Below are 19,459 nucleotides of genomic sequence, written 5' to 3' on the forward strand. Positions count from 1 at the left end.
GAATCAGCGGGCGTAGTACTCGACGACGAGCTGCTCGTCGCAGATCACCGGGATCTCCTTGCGGTTCGGCTCGCGGTCCAGGCGGAACGCCAGGGCCTTGAGGTTCACCTGGAGGTAGCGCGGGGTCTCGCCCTCGGGGGCGAAGCCGCCCTCACGGGCGATCGAGAACAGCGTCTTCTCACGGCTGCGCTCGCGCACCATGACGACGTCGTCGGGACGGACGCGGAAGGACGGCTTGTCGACCTTCTGGCCGTTGACCTCGATGTGGCCGTGGACGACCATCTGGCGGGCCTGGTAGATCGTGCGGGCGATGCCCGAACGCAGGACCAGCGCGTCGAGACGGCGCTCGAGCTCGATGATCAGGGCCTCACCGGTCTTGCCCTGGACCTTGGAGGCACGCTCGTAGGCGCGGACGAGCTGGCGCTCGGACACGTCGTACTGCGCGCGCAGACGCTGCTTCTCCAGCAGACGGACCTTGTAGTCCGAGTTCTGCTTGCGGCCGCGGCCGTGCTCACCCGGCGGGTAGGGACGGGCCTCGAAGTACTTGACGGCCTTCGGGGTCAGCGCGATGCCGAGGGCACGCGACTTCTTGACCTTGGGGCGGGACTGATTCGCCACTGTCTTTTCTCTTTCCTGGGTTTCGGCTCACCAGAGTTAGAGGAGGTCGCATCCGCAGCCTGGGAAACCCGCTGTCGTCCTTGCGGACGTGGCGGGCAGCCGCTCCCTGGTCTGGGCACATACGTGCAGCACGCGAGTGGCCCACCGACCGTTCCCGGAGACCGGGTGGTGGTGGGCTGCCCGCGACACCTTCGGAGGTGCGCGACGCTCCTGGAGTCCCCTGTGAGGGGGATTCCGGCTGCATGTCCCGTTCTGGTGGTGCCGGCCGGAGCCGGACACGGGACGCAGCGCTTCGCGCCATCTTACAGGCTGCTCAGGACCGCCTGCGCCCGAGGTGCTTCCTGGTCCATTCGACCGCGTCCGCGTACCGGGCCTCGGCGCCGTGCCGGGTGGGTTCGTAGTACTCGCGGTCCTTGAGGGCGTCCGGAGCGTACTGCTGGGTGGCGATGCCCTCGGGCAGGTCGTGCGGGTACACGTACCCCTGCGCGTGGCCCAGTTCGGCCGCGCCCTTGTAGTGGCCGTCGCGCAGATGCGGCGGCACCGGGCCCGCCAGTCCCTTGCGTACGTCCTCCATGGCGGCGCCGATCGCCATGGTCGCGGCGTTCGACTTGGGGGCCAGGGCGAGGGCGATGGTGGCGTGGCTGAGGGTCAGCGCGGCCTCCGGGAAGCCGATCAGGGCGACGGCCTGGGCGGCGGCGACGGCTATGGGCAGGGCGTTCGGATCGGCGAGGCCGATGTCCTCGCTGGCGGAGATCATCAGACGGCGGGCGATGAAGCGGGGGTCCTCGCCGGCCTCGATCATCCGGGCCAGGTAGTGCAGGGCCGCGTCCACGTCGGAGCCGCGGATGGACTTGATCAGGGCGCTGGCCACGTCGTAGTGCTGGTCGCCGTCGCGGTCGTACTTCACGGCGGCGCGGTCGACCGTCTCCTCCAGGGTCCGCAGGCCGATCTCCGTTTCGCCCTTGTCGAGCGCGGCCCCTGCCGCGGCCTCCAGGGCGGTCAGCGCGCGGCGGGCGTCGCCGCCGGCGATCCGCAGCAGGTGGCTCTCGGTGTCGTCGGGGAGGGTGACGGCGCTCCTGAGGCCGCGCTCGTCGGTCAGGGCGCGCTTGACGAGACCACGCACGTCGTCGTCGGTGAGGGGTTCGAGGGTGAGGAGGAGGGAGCGGGAGAGCAAGGGGGAGATCACCGAGAAGTACGGGTTCTCGGTGGTCGCCGCGATGAGCGTCACCCAGCGGTTCTCGACCGCGGGGAGCAGTGAGTCCTGCTGGGCCTTGCTGAAGCGGTGGATCTCGTCGAGGAAGAGGACGGTCTCCTTGCCGAAGCCGCCGGTGGCACGGCGGGCGCCCTCGATGACCGCGCGGACCTCCTTCACGCCGGCGGTGATCGCCGAGAGCTCCACGAAGCGTTTGTTGGTGGCCTTGGAGACGACGTAGGCCAGGGTCGTCTTGCCGGTGCCGGGCGGGCCCCAGAGGATCACCGAGGACGGTCCCGCCGGGCCGCCCGCGCCCTCGCCGACCAGTCTGCGCAGCGGCGAGCCCGGCTTCAGAAGGTGCTGCTGGCCCACGACCTCGTCCAGGGTGCGCGGGCGCATCCGGACCGCCAGGGGGCTGCCGGTCGGATCCTTCTCCTGGCGTTCTTCTGCTGCGGCGGTGAACAGATCGGGCTCCACGCTGAAACCCTAAATCACGGCACCGACAATCCCGTCCGGGCCGTCGGACGGCCCGGTTCCGGGGGCTGTCAGCTGGTCCAGAAGTCCCACCAGCGCGTCATGATCAGGACACCGATGATGCCGATGTGCAGCACGGGCAGCACCCAGGTGAACTCGCCGAAGAAGCCCTTCATCCAGCGCGGGGCGGGCAGGAAGCCGTTGCGGACGTTGAACGACGTCACGTACCAGAACATGATGATCGTCGCGACCCACGCCAGGGAGCACCACAGGCACAGTGCGCCGATCCGGTACAGGGACTGGAACTGCAGCCAGGTGCAGAAGCCCACGCCGAAGAGCGTGCCGAAGTTGAAGGGCAGCCAGTACCAGCGGGGGAACCGGGCCCGGCCGAGCAGGCTGATGCCGACACAGATCACGATGCCGTAGCAGACCAGGCCGAGCATCGGGTTGGGGAAGCCGAAGGCGGCGGCCTGCTCGCTCTCCATGACGCTGCCGCAGGAGACCACGGGGTTGAGGCTGCAGCCGGGCGTGAACGTCTTGCCGTCGACCTTGGCCTCTAGCAGCTTGAACTTGTCGATCGTGATGACCCACGCGGCGAGCAGCCCGGCCGCGCCGGTGATCACCAGGAGCAGTGCGAACGCCAGGCTGCCGCCCGCCGTGCGCGGCTCGGCGGCGTCGCGCTCCGGCTCGGGCTCGGTCGAGACGTCCTTGACTGTCGTCTTGCTCATCACGCCGATTCCGTCACTTGAGAGGTGGACCTTCTTCGGGATGGGGCCATTGTGCCGCACCCACGGGCTCGTCCACCGTTCGGCGGACACAAGGAGGTACGAACAGCCGCCCCGGAGCGTTCGGTTCAGGACACGGAATCATCCGGCAGGACGAATCCGCGCCTGCGGAGTTGACTGAACACCCGGCCTTTCCGGCGTTTGAGGAGCGGGGCGGCGGGGGCGAGGACAGCCCGGTTCACCGCCCCTGCACCCTCAGCCCAGCCTCGACTCCAGCTCCGCGACGATCTCGTTGACGCCGATCGCCGTCTGCTCGCCGGACTCCATGTCCTTCAGCTGGACGACCCCCTCGGCGAGGTCGCGTTCACCGGCGACGATCGTGTAGCGGGCACCGCTGCGGTTGGCGTTCTTCATCGCGCCCTTGAGGCCCTTGGCGCCGTAGGAGAAGTCGGCGGCGATGCCCACCTTGCGCAGCTCGGTGACCTTCCCGAACAGGATCCGGCGGGCCTCCTCGCCCAGCGGAACCGCGAACACGCTGGTCGTGGAGGGGAGTTCGAGTTCGACGCCCTCCGCCTCCAGGGCCAGGACCGTGCGGTCGACGCCCAGGGCCCAGCCGACGGACGGCAGCGCGGGGCCGCCGATCATCTCGGACAGGCCGTCGTAGCGGCCGCCGCCGCCCACCGCGGACTGGGAGCCCAGCCCGTCGTGGATGAACTCGAAGGTCGTACGGGTGTAGTAGTCCAGGCCGCGGACCAGCTTGGGGTCGTCCTCGAAGGCGACGCCCGCCGCCGTGATCAGCTCGCGCACCTCCTCGTGGTACGCCTTGCAGGCGTCGCAGAGGTAGTCGCGCAGCAGCGGGGCGTCCCCGAGCTGCTTCTGGACCGACTCACGCTTGTCGTCCAGGACACGCAGAGGGTTGATCTCCGAGCGTCGCAGAGTGTCCTCGTCGAGGTCCAGGCCGCGCAGGAAGTCCCGCAGCGCGGCCCGGTACACCGGGCGGCACTCCTTGTCGCCCAGGCTGTTGAGGAGGATGCGGAAGTTGCGCAGTCCCAGCGTGCGGTACGCCTGGTCCGCCAGGATGATCAGTTCGGCGTCCAGGGCCGGGTCCTCGGCGCCGATCGCCTCGGCGCCCACCTGGGAGAAGTGGCGGTAGCGGCCCTTCTGGGGGCGCTCGTAGCGGTAGTACGAGCCTGAGTACCAGAGCTTTACGGGGAGGTTGCCGGCCTTGTGCAGGTTGGCCTCGAGCGCGGCGCGCAGGACGGAAGCGGTGCCTTCGGGGCGCAGCGCCAGCCTGTCGCCGCCCTTGGTCTCGAAGGCGTACATCTCCTTCGTCACGATGTCCGTCGACTCACCGACGCCGCGCGCGAAGAGTTCCACGTTCTCGAAGCCCGGCGTCTCGATGTAGCCGTAGCCCGAGTTGCGCAGGGGCGCGGCGATCGCCTCGCGGACGGCGAGGTACTTGGCGGAGTCCGGCGGGATCAGGTCGTAGGTGCCCTTGGGGGCCTTGAAGGTGCTCACGGAAGGTCTCTTGTCACATTCCTCGTCGGGGAGCGTCGACGCCGCTGCGATCTCGGCGGCCTGCGGCCACTTGTCGCAGATACGGGTTGGTGGCGCGCTCCTGGCCGATGGTCGTCTGGGGGCCGTGGCCGGACAGCACCACGGTCGAGTCGTCGAGCGGCAGGCACACGCGGGCCAGCGAGTCGAGCATCTCGTCCATGTCACCGCCGGGCAGGTCGGTGCGTCCGATGGAGCCGGCGAAGAGCAGGTCGCCCGAGAAGAAGACCGACGGGATGTCTGATCCGTCGCGGGCTTCAGGCATCCTGAACGTCACCGACCCCTTGGTATGGCCGGGCGCGTGCGCGACGGACAGCTCCAAGCCGGCCAGTTCCAGCTTCGCGCCGTCGGTCAGCTCCTTGACGTCGTCCGGCTCCCCCACGGTCAGCTCGCCGATCAGCGGCATCCCGATGGAACGCCCGAGCGCCTTCTCCGGGTCGTTCATCATGAACCGGTCCTCGGGGTGGATCCAGGCCGGTACGTCGTGCGCGCCGCACACCGGGACGACCGAGGCCACGTGGTCGATGTGGCCGTGGGTGAGGACGACGGCGACGGGCTTGAGCCGATGCTTCTTCAGCGCTTCCTCGACTCCCTGGGCGGCCTGGTGGCCGGGGTCGATGATCACGCACTCCTCACCGGCGGCGGGGGCGACGAGATAGCAGTTCGTCCCCCAGGCCCCGGCGGGGAACCCGGCAATGAGCACGATCGTCCTTCGTTTGTATCGGTACGGGTGGCTTCGAAATGGCTGCGCCTGTGGTCAGAGACTACCGGCGCTGCCGATTCCTCAGCGAACCCATATACGGTACGGGGCACACGCAGGCGGTCGGCTCACAAGACGCACGCGTCCCAGTCGGCGTACGAGACGCACGAGGAGAGAACCCGGTGGTCACCCAGGAACAGCGGAAGCGGCAGCTCGCGCGGGAGAAGTTCTTGCGGCAGCAGCAGCGGCGCACGGCCGCGCGGCGCAAGGCGCGCATGCGCAACTCGGTGATCGCGTCGGTTCTCGGCGTGATCCTGGTCGGCAGCGTGGCGCTGTACACGACCGGGGTCCTCAAGGACGACGACAAGGCCGACACGAGCGCGGAGGCGACCCCGAGCGCGGAGGTGCCCAGCGAGGCGCCGGACCCGTGCGAGAAGCCCGCGTCGGGCAAGGTCAAGACGCTGAGCTGGAAGAAGGAGCCGGCGGTCACGATCGACAAGTCGGCGAAGTACACCATGAACCTCGCGACGACGTGCGGTGACATCGGCATCGCGCTGAAGGCGTCGGCGGCCCCGCACACCGTGAACTCGTTCGACTTCCTCAGCGGCAAGGGCTACTTCGACCACACGAAGTGCCACCGGCTCACGACCAACGGCATCTACGTGCTGCAGTGCGGCGACCCGACGGGCGCGGGCAGCGGCGGCCCCGGCTACACGATTCCGGACGAGAATCTGAAGGACAAGAGCCTCAAGGACAACGTCTACCCGGCGGGCACGGTCGCCATGGCGAACACCGGGCAGGCGCACACCGGCGGCAGCCAGTTCTTCCTCGTGTACCAGGACAGTCAGCTTCCGCCCAGCTACACACCGTTCGGTACCGTTTCCGAATCCGGCATGAAGGTCCTGAAGAAGATCGCCGCCGCAGGCGAGAGCACGGGCGCGGGCGACGGGGCTCCCAACGCAACGGTCGTGATCAACAAGGCAACCGTCACGAAATCCTGACCCCCCAACTGCGAAATTTCGGTCGCGCGGGATGCGGACAGGCAACCCGCCGGTCGCCTATGTTGGCCGTGACGAAACTGTGGACGATGCTCGGGGGCGCTGGAGCCCTCGCAGGCATCATGTGGAGGAGGCGCTGTGAGCAGCGACCCGTGGGGCCGCGTCGACGAGACGGGGACCGTGTACGTGCGTACGGCCGACGGCGAGCAGGTCGTCGGTTCCTGGCAGGCCGGCTCCCCTGAGGAGGCGCTGGCCTACTTCGAGCGCAAGTACGAGGGCCTGGTTGTCGAGATCGGCCTCCTCGAGAAGCGAGTGAAGACCACCGACCTGTCCGCGAAGGACGCCCAGGCCGCCATCGACCATATTCGCGAGCAGGTGGACGCCCACCACGCGGTCGGTGACCTGGACGCGCTGCGGAAGCGGCTGGACAAGCTCGTCGAGACGGTCGAATCGCGCCGCGAGGAGCGCAAGGCGCAGCGTGCGAAGCAGTCCGACCAGGCGCGGCACGCCAAGGAGGCGCTGGTCCAGGAGGCGGAGGAGCTGGCGCAGTCCGATCAGTGGCGGGCGGCCGGTGAGCGGCTGCGTTCCCTGGTGGACACCTGGAAGGGCCTGCCACGGCTCGACCGCAAGTCGGACGACGAGCTGTGGCACCGCTTCTCGCACGCGCGCTCGGCGTTCTCCAAGCGCCGCAAGGCGCACTTCGCGTCGCTGGACGCTCAGCGCGAGGAGGCCCGCCGGACCAAGGAGCGGCTGGTCTCCGAGGCCGAGGCGCTGTCCGGTTCGACGGACTGGGGTCCGACGGCCGCCCGCTACCGCGAGCTGATGGCTGACTGGAAGGCCGCCGGCCGCGCCCAGCGCGAGCACGAGGACGACCTGTGGAACCGTTTCCGCGGCGCCCAGGACATCTTCTTCGCCGCCCGCAGCTCGGTCTTCGCCGAGCGTGACGCGGAGCAGTCCGAGAACCTGAAGCTCAAGGAGGAGCTGGCCGGGGAGGCCGAGAAGCTCCTGCCGGTCACGGACCTGAAGGCGGCCCGCGCCGCGTTCCGCTCGATCAACGAGCGGTGGGAGGCCATCGGCCACGTGCCGCGCGACGCGCGGCCCAAGGTCGAGGGCCGGATGCACACCGTCGAGCGGGCCATCCAGGAGGCCGAGGAGTCCGAGTGGCGCCGGACGAATCCGGAGGCACGCGCGCGTGCCGAGGGTCTCACCGGCCAGCTCCAGGCCGCCGTGGACAAGCTGAAGGGCCAGATCGAGCAGGCGCGCGCCCAGGGCAACAACGCCAGGGCGGACAAGCTCGAGCGTGAGCTGGAGGGCCGCCAGGCGCTCCTGGACCAGGCGCTGAAGGGCCTGCAGGAGTTCGGCGGCTGACGGCCGCACGAGCCAGGCATACGACGAGGGGCTCCCGCGCTTTCCGGTGCGGGAGCCCCTCGTCGTGCCGTGCGGCCGCTGCTCCGCTACCTGCTGCGTGCGGACGTCACCCGGTACACGTCGTAGACGCCCTCGACGCCCCTGACCGCCTTCAGGACGTGCCCGAGGTGCTTGGGGTCGCCCATCTCGAAGGTGAAGCGGGAGGTGGCGACGCGGTCGCGGGAGGTCTGGACGGCCGCGGAGAGGATGTTGACGTGCTGGTCGGACAGGACGCGCGTGACGTCGGACAGGAGCCGGGAGCGGTCCAGTGCCTCGACCTGGATGGCGACCAGGAAGACCGAGGACTGCGTCGGCGCCCACTCGACTTCGAGGATGCGCTCGGGCTCGCGGGACAGTGACTCCACGTTCACACAGTCGCTGCGGTGAACCGATACTCCGCTACCGCGAGTGACGAAACCGATGATCGGGTCACCGGGGACGGGCGTACAACAGCGGGCCAGCTTCACCCACACGTCGTCGACGCCCTTGACCACGACTCCCGGGTCGTTGCTGCTGCGCCGCTTGCGCCCACGGCCGCGCGCGGGCGGTACCGCCTCGTCGATCTCCTCGGACGCGGCCTCCTCGCCGCCGAGGGCCTGCACCAGCTTCTGCACCACGTTCTGCGCGGCCACATGGCCCTCGCCGATCGCAGCGTAGAGCGAGGAGATGTCCGGGTAGCGCATCTCGTGGGCGAGTGTGACGAGCGAGTCGCCGGTGAGGATGCGCTGGATCGGCAGGTTCTGTTTGCGCATCGCGCGCGCGATGGCGTCCTTGCCGTGCTCGATCGCCTCGTCGCGGCGCTCCTTGGAGAACCACGCCCGGATCTTGTTGCGGGCGCGCGGCGACTTCACGAAGCCGAGCCAGTCGCGGGAGGGGCCCGCGCCGGCCGCCTTGGAGGTGAAGACCTCCACCAGGTCGCCGTTGTCCAGGGTGGATTCGAGCGGTACGAGACGGCCGTTGACCCGCGCTCCTATGGTGCGGTGGCCGACCTCGGTGTGGACCGCGTACGCGAAGTCGACGGGGGTCGCGCCCGCCGGGAGCGCTATGACGTCGCCCTTCGGCGTGAAGACGAAGACCTCGTTACGGGAGAGGTCGAAGCGCAGGGACTCCAGGAACTCGCTGGGGTCCTCGGTCTCCTTCTGCCAGTCCAGGAGCTGCCGCAGCCACGCCATGTCGTTGATGGCGTCCTTGTCCTTGCCTGACGTCCTGGGGACGTCGGTGCGGACCTTGGAGGCACCGGCGACGGCCTCCTGCTTGTACTTCCAGTGCGCGGCGATGCCGTACTCGGCCCGGCGGTGCATGTCGAACGTTCGGATCTGGAGTTCGACGGGCTTGCCGTTGGGGCCGATGACCGTCGTGTGGAGCGACTGGTACATGTTGAACTTGGGCATCGCGATGTAGTCCTTGAACCGGCCGGGGACCGGGTTCCACCGCGCATGGACCGTGCCGAGAGCGGCGTAGCAGTCCCTGACCGTGTCCACGAGGACGCGGATGCCCACCAGGTCGTAGATCTCCGCGAAGTCGCGGCCGCGGACGATCATCTTCTGGTAGACGCTGTAGTAATGCTTCGGGCGTCCGGTGACGGTCGCCTTGATACGGGCCGCCCGCAGGTCGGCCTGGACTTCGTCGGTCACTATGGCGAGGTACTCGTCGCGCTTGGGGGCGCGCTCGGCGACCAGGCGGACGATCTCGTCGTACATCTTGGGATAGAGGATCGCGAAGGCGAGGTCCTCCAGCTCCCACTTGATGGTGTTCATGCCCAGGCGGTGGGCGAGCGGCGCGTAGATCTCCAGGGTCTCGCGCGCCTTCTTCTCCTGCTTCTCGCGCTTGAGGTAGCGCATGGTGCGCATGTTGTGCAGACGGTCGGCGAGCTTGATGACCAGGACGCGCGGGTCCTTGGCCATGGCCACGACCATCTTGCGCACGGTCTCGGCCTGCGCTGCCTCGCCGAACTTGACCTTGTCCAGCTTGGTGACGCCGTCGACGAGCAGGCCGACCTGGTCGCCGAAGTCGCGGCGGAGCTGGTCGAGGCCGTACTCGGTGTCCTCGACCGTGTCGTGCAGCAGGCCCGCCATCAAGGTCGCCGGATCCATGCCCAACTCGGCGAGGATCGTGGTCACCGCGAGCGGGTGGGTGATGTACGGGTCGCCGCTCTTGCGCTTCTGGCCGCGGTGCCAGCGCTCGGCAACCTGGTAGGCCTTCTCGATCTGGCGCAGCGTCGCCGTCTCGATCTTCGGGTCGTTGCTGCGCACTATCCGCAGCAGCGGCTCCAGGACCGGGTTGTACGGGTTGGAGCGCTGGACGCCGAGGCGGGCCAGGCGGGCGCGGACACGGTTGGAGGAGCCGGAGCGCGCGGGCTGGCCGGTGTTCGGGCGGACCGCGGGAGGCGCAGGCGTGGGGCCGGTGGGCTCAGGCTTGGGGCGCGACTGCTCGGCCGACTTGTCGACGGGCGCGGACTGGGCGTGCTCGACCGGCCCGCGGGTGTCGTTCTTCGCGTGCGGCGCGGTCGGCGCGGGCTTGGCCGCGGCTGCCGAGGCGGACTCGGGCTTGGCGGCGGTCAGGTGCTGGGCCTCGTCTGGCAAGAGGGCTCCTCGTGCGCGATCCGGGTCCCCCGGTCAGGCTCCGGAGACCCCATGGTAGCGAGCCTGGGCCCCAGGATCGCCTTCAGGCCACTGTGAGGGCCGTCCACCGGAGAAACACGAGAGGCGGGCGCCGGATTCCTCCGGCGCCCGCAAGCGCGGTGTCCTGCGGGTGGCAGACGTCTTGCGCAGGGCTTTCGCGGGGATGCTCAGAGACTGAGCAGCGCCTCCAGCGGGGCGCCCGCGAGGGCCGGTTCCAGGCGGGCGCGGCCGCCGAGGAAGCCGAGCTCCATCAGGACGGCGACGCCCGCGACCTCGGCGCCCGCTCTGCGGATGAGCTGGATCGACGCCTCGGCGGTGCCACCGGTGGCGAGGACGTCGTCAACGACCAGAACACGGTCGTCACCGCTCAGGTCCTCGGCGTGCACCTCGATCTCGGCGGAGCCGTACTCCAGGTCGTACGCCTGGCCGAGGGTGGCTCCCGGTAGCTTGCCCGCCTTGCGTACGGGGATGAAGCCGACGCCGGCCCGGACGGCGGCCGGGGCGCCGAGGATGAAGCCGCGGGCCTCCAGGCCTACGACCTTCGTGGCGCCGGAGCGCTCGGCGATCCCGGCCAGGGCGTCGGTGAGCGCGGTGAACGCCGCCGGGTCGGCGAGGAGCGGGGTGATGTCCTTGAACATCACGCCCGGCTCCGGGTAGTCGGCCACGTCGCGGATGCGGCTGAGGAGCAGCTCTTCGATGCCGGTCATCGGCGCTTCCCCGACGGTCGGCCACGGCCCCGGCCGCGGGACGCGGGCTGGCTGCGCGGGCCGACGACCGCGGGGGCGCTGTCCTCCTGCTCGTGGTCCAGCGGCTGGCCGGCGACGTCGGTCTGCAGCTGTTCACCCTTCGCGCCGGCCTGGGCCCTCTTGGCGAGGACGCGCTTCCTGAGGGCCTTCATCTGCGGCTCGCGCTCCTTGAGGTCGGCGACGAGCGGCGTGGCGATGAAGATCGAGGAGTACGCGCCGGCCGCGAGGCCGACGAACAGCGACAGCGAGATGTCGTTGAGCATGCCGGCGCCGAGGACACCGCCGCCGATGAACAGCAGGGCCGCCACCGGCAGCAGCGCCACCGCTGTGGTGTTGATGGACCGCATCAGGGTGCTGTTGATCGAGCGGTTGGCGACGTCGCTGTACGTCCAGCGGGTCTGCTTGGTGATGTCCTTCGTCTGCTCCTTGAGGCTGTCGAAGACGACGACCGTGTCGTAGAGCGAGTAGCCGAGGATGGTCAGCAGACCGATCACGGTGCCCGGCGTGACCTCGAAGCCGACGAGGGCGTAGATGCCGGTGGTGATGGTGATGTCGTGGATCAGGGCGACAAGCGCCGCGAGCGCCATGCGCCACTCGAACGCGATGGCCAGGTAGATCACGACGAGGATCATGAAGATCGCCAGACCCTGCCAGGCCTTGTTGGCGATCTGGTCACCCCAGCTGGGGCCGACCAGGTCCGCGTTGATCTGCTCCGAGTCGACCTTCAGGTCCTGGGAGAGCTCGTCCTTGATCTTGTCGGACGTGTCGGTGTCGATGCCCGCGATCTGGATGCGCAGGCTGCCGTCGCCGAGCTTCTGGACGATGGCGTCGTGACCGGACGCCTCCTCCGCGTACGTCTCGGCCTGGGCGACCGAGACGGACATGTGCTTCGGGGTGGTGAAGACCGCACCGCCCTGAAACTCGATGCCCATGTTCAGGCCGCGCACCGCCAGGCCGAGGATGGCCGTGATGGTGATCAGGATCGAGATGCCGTACCAGATCTTGCGGTTGCCGACGAAGTCGTACCCGACCTCGCCTCGGTGCAGTCGGGCGCCGAGGTTGCCGAGCTTCGACATCTCACGCCTCCTTCGGGTCGACAGGGCCAGCGGCAGGGTGGGCGGGACGGCGCGTGCGGCGAAGCGGCGGCTTGGCGCCCAGAGCCTTCGGGTCGAGTCCGGACCACTTGTGGCCGTTCGCGAAGAACTTCTTCCGCGCGAGAAGCGTCATCAGCGGCTTGGTGAAGAGGAAGACGACGACGACGTCCAGCACGGTGGTCAGACCGAGCGTGAACGCGAAGCCCTGAACCTTGCCGACGGTGACGATGAACAGCACCGCGGCGGCGAGGAACGACACGAAGTCGGACACCAGGATGGTGCGCCGGGCGCGCGGCCAGGCCCGCTCGACGGCGGGGCGCAGCGAGCGGCCCTCGCGGATCTCGTCCCGGATGCGCTCGAAGAACACGATGAACGAGTCCGCCGTGATGCCGATCGCGACGATCGCACCGCACACGGCCGGCAGGTTCAGCGCGAAGCCGATGGCCGGGCCGAGCAGCGCCATGATCACGTACGTGAGCATCGCGGAGACCAGCAGCGAGGGGATGGCGATGACCGACAGACCGCGGTAGAAGATCAGCAGGTAGACGACGACCAGCGCGAGGCCGATCGCGCCCGCGATCAGACCGGCGTGCAGCTGCTCGCCACCGAGCGCGGCGGTCACCGTGGTGACGCTGTCCTCCTTGAAGGTCAGCGGCAGGGCACCGTAGGACAGCATGTTGGCGAGGCCCTGGGCCTCCTCCTGGTCGAAGCTGCCGGAGATCTCCGCGTTGCCGCCGGTCAGCGCCTGGCTGACGTACGGGTCGGAGACGACCTCGCCGTCCAGGACGATGGCGAACTGGTTCTGCGGGGACTGGTTCTGGGCCAGTTTCCCCGTGATGTCAGCGAACTTCTTGCTGCCCTTGGACGTGAAGTTCATGGTGACCGTCCAGCCCGCAGCGGTCTGCGTGTTGAAGACGGCCTGGGCCTTCTTGACGTCCGTCCCGTCGACCGCGGCGGGGCCGAGGACGTACTTCTGCCACTGGCCCTGCGAGTTCTGGCCGCAGGCGACGGTCGAGTCGCTGGGCTTGGAACCCTTGCCGGCGGTGGAGCGGGCCGACTTCTTGGTGCAGTCGAGCGCGGCGTACTGCGCCTGGAGCTTGGTGGCGGCGGCGTCGGCGGCGGAGCTGCTGCTCGCGGACGGGGAGGCGCTCGCGGAGGCCGAGCTGCTCGCGGACGGCGAGCTGTCGGCCTTCAGGGCGTCGGTGACGGCGCGGCCCTGCGTGGTGGAGGTCGCCGACGGGGTCGCGGAGCCGGAGGGGGACGAGGACGAGGTCGCCTTGTCGGTCGCCTTGTCGGTGGCCTTGCCCGAGGCGCTGCTGGAGGCGCTCGGCGAGGGGCTCGTGGTGGCGGCCGCGCCGGACGCCTCGGTGGCGATCACCGGGCGGAAGTACAGCTTGGCGGTGGTGCCGACCTGGTCCCGGGCCTCCTTGGAGTTTGTGCCCTTGGGGATGTTGACGATGATGTTCCTGGTGCCCTGGGTCTGGACCTCGGCTTCCGAGACACCGAGACCATTGACACGGCGGTTCATGATGTCGACCGCGGTGTCCATGTTGGTCTTGTTGATCGCGGATTCCTGGCCCGCCTCCGGGACCGCCCGGAGCGTGATACTCGTACCGCCGGCAAGGTCGATGCCGAGGCGCGGAGTGGTGTGCCCGGAGGCGAACATCCCGCCGGTGAGCGCCACGATGGCGATCAGGATCAGGGCCAGCGAGCGCCCCGGCTTGCTCTGGGCGCTCGCGCTCCGGCCCTTTTTAGGTGCTGCCACCTTCTCGTACTCCCTCTCGGGCCGCCGCGCCCCGGTCTGCGGGCGGGGCGGCCATCACATGGTGTCGGGATCCCGTGCGAGCTGCGCATGCCCCGGGGCGCGGGGAGCCGGCCCGCGCGCCCTGGAGTGCGGCTACTTCGCGTCGGGGTCGCCGTCGGTCTTCTTCGGCTCGTCGTCCGTCTTCGCCTCGGCGGCCTCGGCCGGCGCCTCGGCGGTCTCCTTCTTGCCGAGGTCGACGGACTTGTCGTCGGAGGCGGCGGCAGCGTCGTCGACGGAGTCGTCGGACTCGGTGAGGGAGGAGGCGTCGTCGGGGACGACGTCGGTGTCGGACTTCAGGTCGTGCTCGATGCCGTGGACGATGCGGTTGTACTCGTCGTCGCTGAGGACGGCGCCGATCGCGTTCTTGGCGAAGAGCAGCTCGACGCCCGGGCCGGCGTCGACGAGGACCGTGTCCTCGTTGACCTCCTTGACCGTCGCGTACATGCCCCCGATGGTGCGGACGCCACTGCCGGGCTGCAACTGGTTCCGCATCTCACTGGCCTGCTGCTGCTTGCGCTTGGCCGACCGGGTCATCAGGAACATGGCCCCGATGAGCACGATGAAAGGGAGGAGCATGCCGATGTTATTCACGGGACGGAATTTCCTTCGCACGACCGCGGAGGTGAGCGGCCTGTTGGATGGGGGTTTGTTTGCCGCCGACAACGGCGGCATCGGCGGAGTCTAAGCGAGTCCACGCGCATGGAACAACGCTCAGCATGGCACCTGGGTTCCTGACCGGGCCAATGCCCTCGCCGTCACGCCCCGAACAGGTCCTGTTGTCCGTTTCCCCCGTTTGACGCGCCGGGCGGGGTGAGACCGAGATGCGCCCATGCCGCTGGGGTGGCGACGCGCCCGCGCGGGGTGCGGGCCAGCAGCCCCTCCCGTACGAGGAACGGCTCGGCGACCTCCTCCACGGTCTCGCGCTCCTCCCCCACCGCGACGGCGAGCGTGGAGAGGCCGACGGGACCGCCGCCGAACAGCTTGAGCAGGGCCTCCAGGACGGCCCGGTCGAGCCGGTCGAGGCCGCGGGCGTCGACCTCGTAGACCGCGAGGGCCGCCGCCGCGATGTCCTTCGTGATGAGCCCGTCGGCCTTGACCTGGGCGTAGTCGCGTACGCGGCGCAGCAGGCGGTTGGCGATGCGGGGCGTGCCGCGGGAGCGGCCGGCGATCTCGGCGGCGCCGTCGGCCTCGATCTCCACGTCGAGCAGGTTCGCGGAGCGGTGGATGACCCGCTCCAGCTCGGCGGGCTCGTAGAACTCCATGTGCGCGGTGAAGCCGAAGCGGTCGCGCAGCGGGGGCGGCAGCAGGCCCGCCCGCGTGGTGGCGCCGACCAGGGTGAACGGGGGCAGTTCGAGGGGGATGGCGGTCGCCCCCGGGCCTTTGCCGACGATGACGTCGACGCGGAAGTCCTCCATCGCCATGTAGAGCATCTCCTCGGCGGGCCGGGACATGCGATGGATCTCGTCGAGGAAGAGAACCTCGCCCTCCTGGAGGGAGGACAGGATCGCGGCGAGGTCGCCGGCGTGCTGGATGGCCGGGCCGCTGGTGATGCGGATCGGGGCGCCCATCTCGGCCGCGATGATCATCGAGAGGGTGGTCTTGCCGAGGCCGGGGGCGCCGGAGAGCAGGACATGGTCGGCGGTGGCGCCACGCGCGCGTGCGGCGCGCAGGACCAGGTCGAGCTGTTCGCGGACCCTTTCCTGACCGATGAACTCGTCCAGGTCCTTGGGCCGCAGCGCGGCCTCGACGGCCTGTTCCTCACGGTCGGCGACAGGGCCCACCAGCCGCTCCGCGGCGGGGCCGACGAGCCCCTCGGACGCGGAGGTCTCGGTCGTGTCGTCCCAGTTCATGTGTGCCTCGGGGGGATGGTGGGTCAGCGGGCGCGGTTCATGGTCTGCAGGGCGGCCTTCAGCAGCTGGCCCACCTGGGGCGTCCCGCCGGCCGCTTCCGCCTGGGGGGCCACGGCGGACAGGGCCTCGTCGGCCTCGCGGGTCGCGTATCCCAGGCCGATCAGGGCGGCGTGCAGCTGGTCGCGCCAGCCCTGGGTGACCGGGACGCCGACCACGGGAGCGCCGACCGGCTCGCCGAGCCGGTCCCTCAGCTCCAGCAGGAGCTTCTGGGCGCCCTTCTTACCGATGCCGGGGACGGCGGTCAGCGCCTTCTCGTCGTCGGTCGCGACGGCTCTGCGCAGGGCGTCCGGGCTGTGCACCGCAAGCATGGCCTGGGCGAGGCGGGGGCCGACGCCGCTGGCGGTCTGCAGCAGCTCGAAGATCTGGCGTTCGTCGTCGTCCGCGAAGCCGTAGAGCGTCAGCGAGTCCTCGCGCACGACGAGGGACGTGGCCAGCTTGGCCTGCTGCCCCATGCGCAGCGCGGAGAGCGTGCCCGGCGTGCACTGGACGGCGATGCCGATCCCGCCCACCTCGACCACGACGGAGTCCGGGGCGAGGGCGGCGACCGAGCCGCTCACGAAGGCGATCATCCCGTACGGCCTTTCGATGTGTGCAGGGCGACGGCCTGCTGGAGTCGGCTCTGGGCGGGGGAGCGCCAGATGTGGCAGATGGCGAGCGCGAGGGCGTCGGCGGCGTCGGCGGGCTTCGGCGGTGCGCTCAGCCGCAGCAGGCGGGTCACCATCGCGCCGACCTGGGCCTTGTCGGCGCGCCCGCTGCCGGTCACGGCGGCCTTGACCTCGCTCGGGGTGTGCAGGGCGACGGGGATGCCGCGCCGGGCGGCGCAGAGCATGGCGACGGCGCTGGCCTGGGCGGTGCCCATCACGGTCCGTACGTTGTGCTGGCTGAACACCCGCTCCACGGCCACGAATTCGGGCCGGTGCTCGTCCAGCCACGCCTCTATGCCCTGCTCGACGGCGACGAGGCGCAGCGCCAACTCGGCGTCCACCGGCGTCCGTACGACACCGACTCCGAGCATGGTGAGCGGCCGTCCGGGGACCCCCTCGACGACACCGACACCGCATCGCGTGAGTCCGGGGTCCACCCCGAGTACCCGCACGCGCCCCCTCCCTTCGATCGCCTGTTTGTGCAGGCTATCGGGTGCCACCGACAACGGCCGCCACCGACGCCCGGCAACGCGACGGGCCGACGGGTGTGTCCCGTCGGCCCGTTGAGCCGTGCAGCCCGCGGCAGCGTTACGCGTCGACCTTCTCCATGATCTCGTCGCTGACGTCGAAGTTGGCGAAGACGTTCTGCACGTCGTCGCTGTCCTCGAGCGCGTCGATCAGTTTGAAGATCTTCTTGGCGCCCTCCTCGTCCAGCTCGACCTGCATGGTCGGGACGAAGTTGGCCTCGGCGGAGTCGTAGTCGATACCGGCGTCCTGGAGGGCGGTGCGGACCGCGACCAGGTCGGTGGCCTCGCTGAGCACCTCGAAGGACTCACCGAGGTCGTTGACCTCCTCGGCACCCGCGTCCAGGACGGCGGTGAGGACGTCGTCCTCGCTCAGCTCGCCCTTGGGGACGATCACTACGCCCTTGCGGTTGAAGAGGTACGACACCGAACCCGGGTCCGCCATGGAGCCGCCGTTGCGGGTCATGGCGACGCGGACGTCGGAGGCGGCGCGGTTGCGGTTGTCGGTGAGGCACTCGATCAGCACCGCGACGCCGTTCGGGCCGTAGCCCTCGTACATGATCGTCTCGTAGTCGGCGCCACCGGCCTCGAGACCGCCGCCGCGCTTGATCGCGGAGTCGATGTTCTTGTTCGGAACCGACTGCTTCTTGGCCTTCTGGACGGCGTCGTAGAGCGTAGGGTTGCCGTCGAGGTCGACACCGCCCATTCGCGCCGCGACCTCGATGTTCTTGATCAGCTTCGCGAAGAGCTTGCCGCGCTTGGCATCGATCACGGCCTTCTTGTGCTTCGTCGTGGCCCATTTAGAGTGGCCGGACATCTGCCTGTCTCCTTCGCGTAACCCATCCAGATACGAACGCCAGAGATCCTACAAGGACTCCGCTGTCCGGTTGGCGCGCACCATGTCGACGAACAGGGAGTGCACGCGGTGGTCGCCGGTCAGTTCCGGGTGGAACGACGTGGCGAGGGCGCTGCCCTGGCGGACCGCCACGATGTGGCCCTCGTGCTCGGCGAGCACCTCGGTCTCGGCGCCCACGGACTCGACCCAGGGAGCGCGGATGAAGACACCCTCTACAGGATCGCCCTCGACGCCCTTCACGTCGACCGCCGCCTCGAAGGACTCGTTCTGACGTCCGAAGGCGTTGCGGCGCACGATCATGTCGATGCCGCCGATCGTCTCCTGGCCCGAACGCGGGTCGAGGATCTTGTCGGCGAGCATGATCATGCCCGCGCAGGTGCCGTAGACGGGCATGCCTGCCCGCACGCGCGCGCGGAGGGGCTCCATCACGCCGAAGAGGACGGCGAGCTTGGAGATGGTGGTGGACTCGCCGCCGGGGACCACGAGGCCGTCCACCTCGGCGAGCTCTTCGGGGCGCCGTACCGGCCTGGCCACGGCGTCCGCCGCGGCCAGGGCGATGAGGTGCTCCCGTACGTCGCCCTGGAGTGCCAGGACGCCTATGACAGGTGCGTCGGTCATGTAGGTGCAGTCCTCAGGGGGTGACTTACCAGCCGCGGTTGGCGTAACGCTCGGCCTCGGGGAGGGTGTCGCAGTTGATGCCGACCATGGCCTCGCCCAGGTTGCGGGACGCCTCCGCGATGATCTTCGGGTCGTCGTAGAACGTGGTCGCCTTGACGATGGCGGCGGCGCGCTTGGCCGGGTCGCCCGACTTGAAGATGCCGGAGCCGACGAAGACGCCCTCGGCGCCGAGCTGGCGCATCAGCGCGGCGTCGGCAGGGGTGGCCACGCCACCGGCGGAGAACAGCACGACCGGCAGCTTGCCGAGCTCGGCGACCTCCTTGACCAGCTCGTACGGAGCGCGCAGCTCCTTGGCGGCGGCGTACAGCTCGTGGTTGTCGAAGCCGCGCAGCCTGGCGATCTCGTTCTTGATCTGGCGCAGGTGGCGGACGGCCTCGACCACGTTGCCGGTGCCGGCCTCGCCCTTGGAGCGGATCATCGCGGCACCCTCGGCGATGCGGCGCAGGGCCTCGCCCAGGTTGGTGGCGCCGCAGACGAACGGGGTGGTGAAGGCCCACTTGTCGGAGTGGTTGACCTCGTCGGCCGGGGTGAGGACCTCGGACTCGTCGATGTAGTCGACGCCGAGGGACTGCAGGACCTGGGCCTCGACGAAGTGGCCGATGCGGGACTTGGCCATGACCGGGATCGAGACGGCCTCGATGATGCCCTCGATCATGTCCGGGTCGGACATGCGGGCCACGCCGCCGTCCTTGCGGATGTCGGCCGGGACCCGCTCCAGGGCCATGACGGCGACGGCGCCCGCGTCCTCGGCGATCTTCGCCTGCTCCGGCGTGACGACGTCCATGATCACGCCGCCCTTGAGCTGCTCGGCCATACCGCGCTTCACGCGCGCGGTGCCGGTCTCGGGGGCCTGGTTTTCGGAGAGCGTGCTGGACACGGGTGACCTCACTGGAGTGGAAGAGGATTACTGCAGC

Annotated in this window: 18 protein-coding genes; 2 read left to right on the forward strand and 16 right to left on the reverse strand. The window is 69.6% G+C overall.

The annotated features are described in order from the left end of the window. Nucleotides 1-3: 3 nt before the first annotated feature. From rpsD to ACZ562_RS10245, 5 genes are all read right to left on the reverse strand, one after another. Complete coding sequence (gene rpsD / locus ACZ562_RS10225; RefSeq protein WP_015661793.1) at nt 4-618, reverse strand: 30S ribosomal protein S4; 615 nt, start codon at nt 616-618, stop codon at nt 4-6. A gap of 313 nt (nt 619-931) precedes the next feature. Further along, a complete protein-coding gene (locus ACZ562_RS10230; protein WP_471175920.1) occupies nt 932-2,287 on the reverse strand; it encodes a replication-associated recombination protein A in 1,356 nt (451 codons plus the stop codon). Nucleotides 2,288-2,355: 68 nt separating this feature from the next. Beyond that, the gene (locus tag ACZ562_RS10235; protein WP_471175923.1) at nt 2,356-3,012 is read right to left on the reverse strand and encodes a vitamin K epoxide reductase family protein; all 657 of its coding nucleotides are present in this window, start codon (nt 3,010-3,012) and stop codon (nt 2,356-2,358) included. A 252-nt stretch (nt 3,013-3,264) separates the two neighbouring features. Then, nucleotides 3,265-4,527 (reverse strand): histidine--tRNA ligase, encoded by a 1,263-nt coding sequence (gene hisS / locus ACZ562_RS10240; RefSeq protein WP_471175926.1) that lies wholly within the window; start codon nt 4,525-4,527, stop codon nt 3,265-3,267. Nucleotides 4,528-4,540: 13 nt separating this feature from the next. Beyond that, complete coding sequence (locus tag ACZ562_RS10245; RefSeq protein WP_471175928.1) at nt 4,541-5,266, reverse strand: MBL fold metallo-hydrolase; 726 nt, start codon at nt 5,264-5,266, stop codon at nt 4,541-4,543. 179 nt (nt 5,267-5,445) lie between these two features. Here ACZ562_RS10245 and ACZ562_RS10250 point away from each other — a divergent pair, with 179 nt between their 5' ends. Beyond that, nucleotides 5,446-6,264 (forward strand): peptidylprolyl isomerase, encoded by an 819-nt coding sequence (locus ACZ562_RS10250; protein WP_471175931.1) that lies wholly within the window; start codon nt 5,446-5,448, stop codon nt 6,262-6,264. Nucleotides 6,265-6,399: 135 nt separating this feature from the next. After that, entirely contained in the window at nt 6,400-7,629 is a 1,230-nt protein-coding gene (locus ACZ562_RS10255) for a DUF349 domain-containing protein (protein ID WP_471175934.1), read from the forward strand. An 86-nt stretch (nt 7,630-7,715) separates the two neighbouring features. On the opposite strand, the gene ACZ562_RS10260 is transcribed toward ACZ562_RS10255, so the two are convergent. From ACZ562_RS10260 to pdxS, 11 genes are all read right to left on the reverse strand, one after another. Continuing rightward, entirely contained in the window at nt 7,716-10,250 is a 2,535-nt protein-coding gene (locus ACZ562_RS10260) for a RelA/SpoT family protein (protein ID WP_471175936.1), read from the reverse strand. 206 nt (nt 10,251-10,456) lie between these two features. After that, complete coding sequence (locus tag ACZ562_RS10265; protein ID WP_471175939.1) at nt 10,457-10,996, reverse strand: adenine phosphoribosyltransferase; 540 nt, start codon at nt 10,994-10,996, stop codon at nt 10,457-10,459. Further along, nucleotides 10,993-12,111, reverse strand: a complete 1,119-nt coding sequence (secF, locus tag ACZ562_RS10270; protein WP_471175942.1) for a protein translocase subunit SecF — start codon at nt 12,109-12,111, stop codon at nt 10,993-10,995. Before secF ends, ACZ562_RS10265 begins: the two co-directional genes overlap by 4 nt. Nucleotide 12,112: 1 nt before the next feature. Then, complete coding sequence (secD, locus tag ACZ562_RS10275; protein WP_471175945.1) at nt 12,113-13,894, reverse strand: protein translocase subunit SecD; 1,782 nt, start codon at nt 13,892-13,894, stop codon at nt 12,113-12,115. Between the two features lie 132 nt (nt 13,895-14,026). Then, nucleotides 14,027-14,509: a preprotein translocase subunit YajC gene (gene yajC, locus ACZ562_RS10280; RefSeq protein ID WP_471176870.1), complete on the reverse strand. Its 483-nt coding sequence runs from the start codon at nt 14,507-14,509 to the stop codon at nt 14,027-14,029. Nucleotides 14,510-14,688: 179 nt separating this feature from the next. Continuing rightward, complete coding sequence (ruvB, locus tag ACZ562_RS10285) at nt 14,689-15,783, reverse strand: Holliday junction branch migration DNA helicase RuvB (RefSeq protein WP_471175948.1); 1,095 nt, start codon at nt 15,781-15,783, stop codon at nt 14,689-14,691. Between the two features lie 23 nt (nt 15,784-15,806). Then, a complete protein-coding gene (gene ruvA, locus ACZ562_RS10290; protein ID WP_471175951.1) occupies nt 15,807-16,412 on the reverse strand; it encodes a Holliday junction branch migration protein RuvA in 606 nt (201 codons plus the stop codon). Further along, nucleotides 16,409-16,939, reverse strand: a complete 531-nt coding sequence (gene ruvC / locus ACZ562_RS10295) for a crossover junction endodeoxyribonuclease RuvC (protein ID WP_471175954.1) — start codon at nt 16,937-16,939, stop codon at nt 16,409-16,411. Before ruvC ends, ruvA begins: the two co-directional genes overlap by 4 nt. Nucleotides 16,940-17,075: 136 nt before the next feature. Next, on the reverse strand, nt 17,076-17,828 hold the full coding sequence (locus ACZ562_RS10300; RefSeq protein ID WP_471175957.1) for a YebC/PmpR family DNA-binding transcriptional regulator: 753 nt from the start codon (nt 17,826-17,828) through the stop codon (nt 17,076-17,078). Nucleotides 17,829-17,876: 48 nt separating this feature from the next. Beyond that, entirely contained in the window at nt 17,877-18,485 is a 609-nt protein-coding gene (gene pdxT, locus ACZ562_RS10305; protein WP_471175960.1) for a pyridoxal 5'-phosphate synthase glutaminase subunit PdxT, read from the reverse strand. Between the two features lie 25 nt (nt 18,486-18,510). Beyond that, entirely contained in the window at nt 18,511-19,422 is a 912-nt protein-coding gene (gene pdxS, locus ACZ562_RS10310; protein WP_471175963.1) for a pyridoxal 5'-phosphate synthase lyase subunit PdxS, read from the reverse strand. Nucleotides 19,423-19,459: the final 37 nt, after the last annotated feature.

This window comes from Streptomyces sp. NPDC040410, assembly GCF_055595715.1.

Excerpts from the sequence above, each read along its gene's own strand:
- ACZ562_RS10300 (WP_471175957.1), bottom strand. The coding sequence starts at position 17,828 with ATGTCCGGCCACTCTAAATGGGCCACGACGAAGCACAAGAAGGCCGTG.
- yajC (WP_471176870.1), bottom strand. The coding sequence starts at position 14,509 with ATGCTCCTCCCTTTCATCGTGCTCATCGGGGCCATGTTCCTGATGACC.
- ruvA (WP_471175951.1), bottom strand. The coding sequence starts at position 16,412 with ATGATCGCCTTCGTGAGCGGCTCGGTCGCCGCCCTCGCCCCGGACTCC.
- pdxT (WP_471175960.1), bottom strand. The coding sequence starts at position 18,485 with ATGACCGACGCACCTGTCATAGGCGTCCTGGCACTCCAGGGCGACGTA.
- ruvB (WP_471175948.1), bottom strand. The coding sequence starts at position 15,783 with ATGAACTGGGACGACACGACCGAGACCTCCGCGTCCGAGGGGCTCGTC.
- ACZ562_RS10265 (WP_471175939.1), bottom strand. The coding sequence starts at position 10,996 with ATGACCGGCATCGAAGAGCTGCTCCTCAGCCGCATCCGCGACGTGGCC.
- ACZ562_RS10235 (WP_471175923.1), bottom strand. The coding sequence starts at position 3,012 with ATGAGCAAGACGACAGTCAAGGACGTCTCGACCGAGCCCGAGCCGGAG.
- secF (WP_471175942.1), bottom strand. The coding sequence starts at position 12,111 with ATGTCGAAGCTCGGCAACCTCGGCGCCCGACTGCACCGAGGCGAGGTC.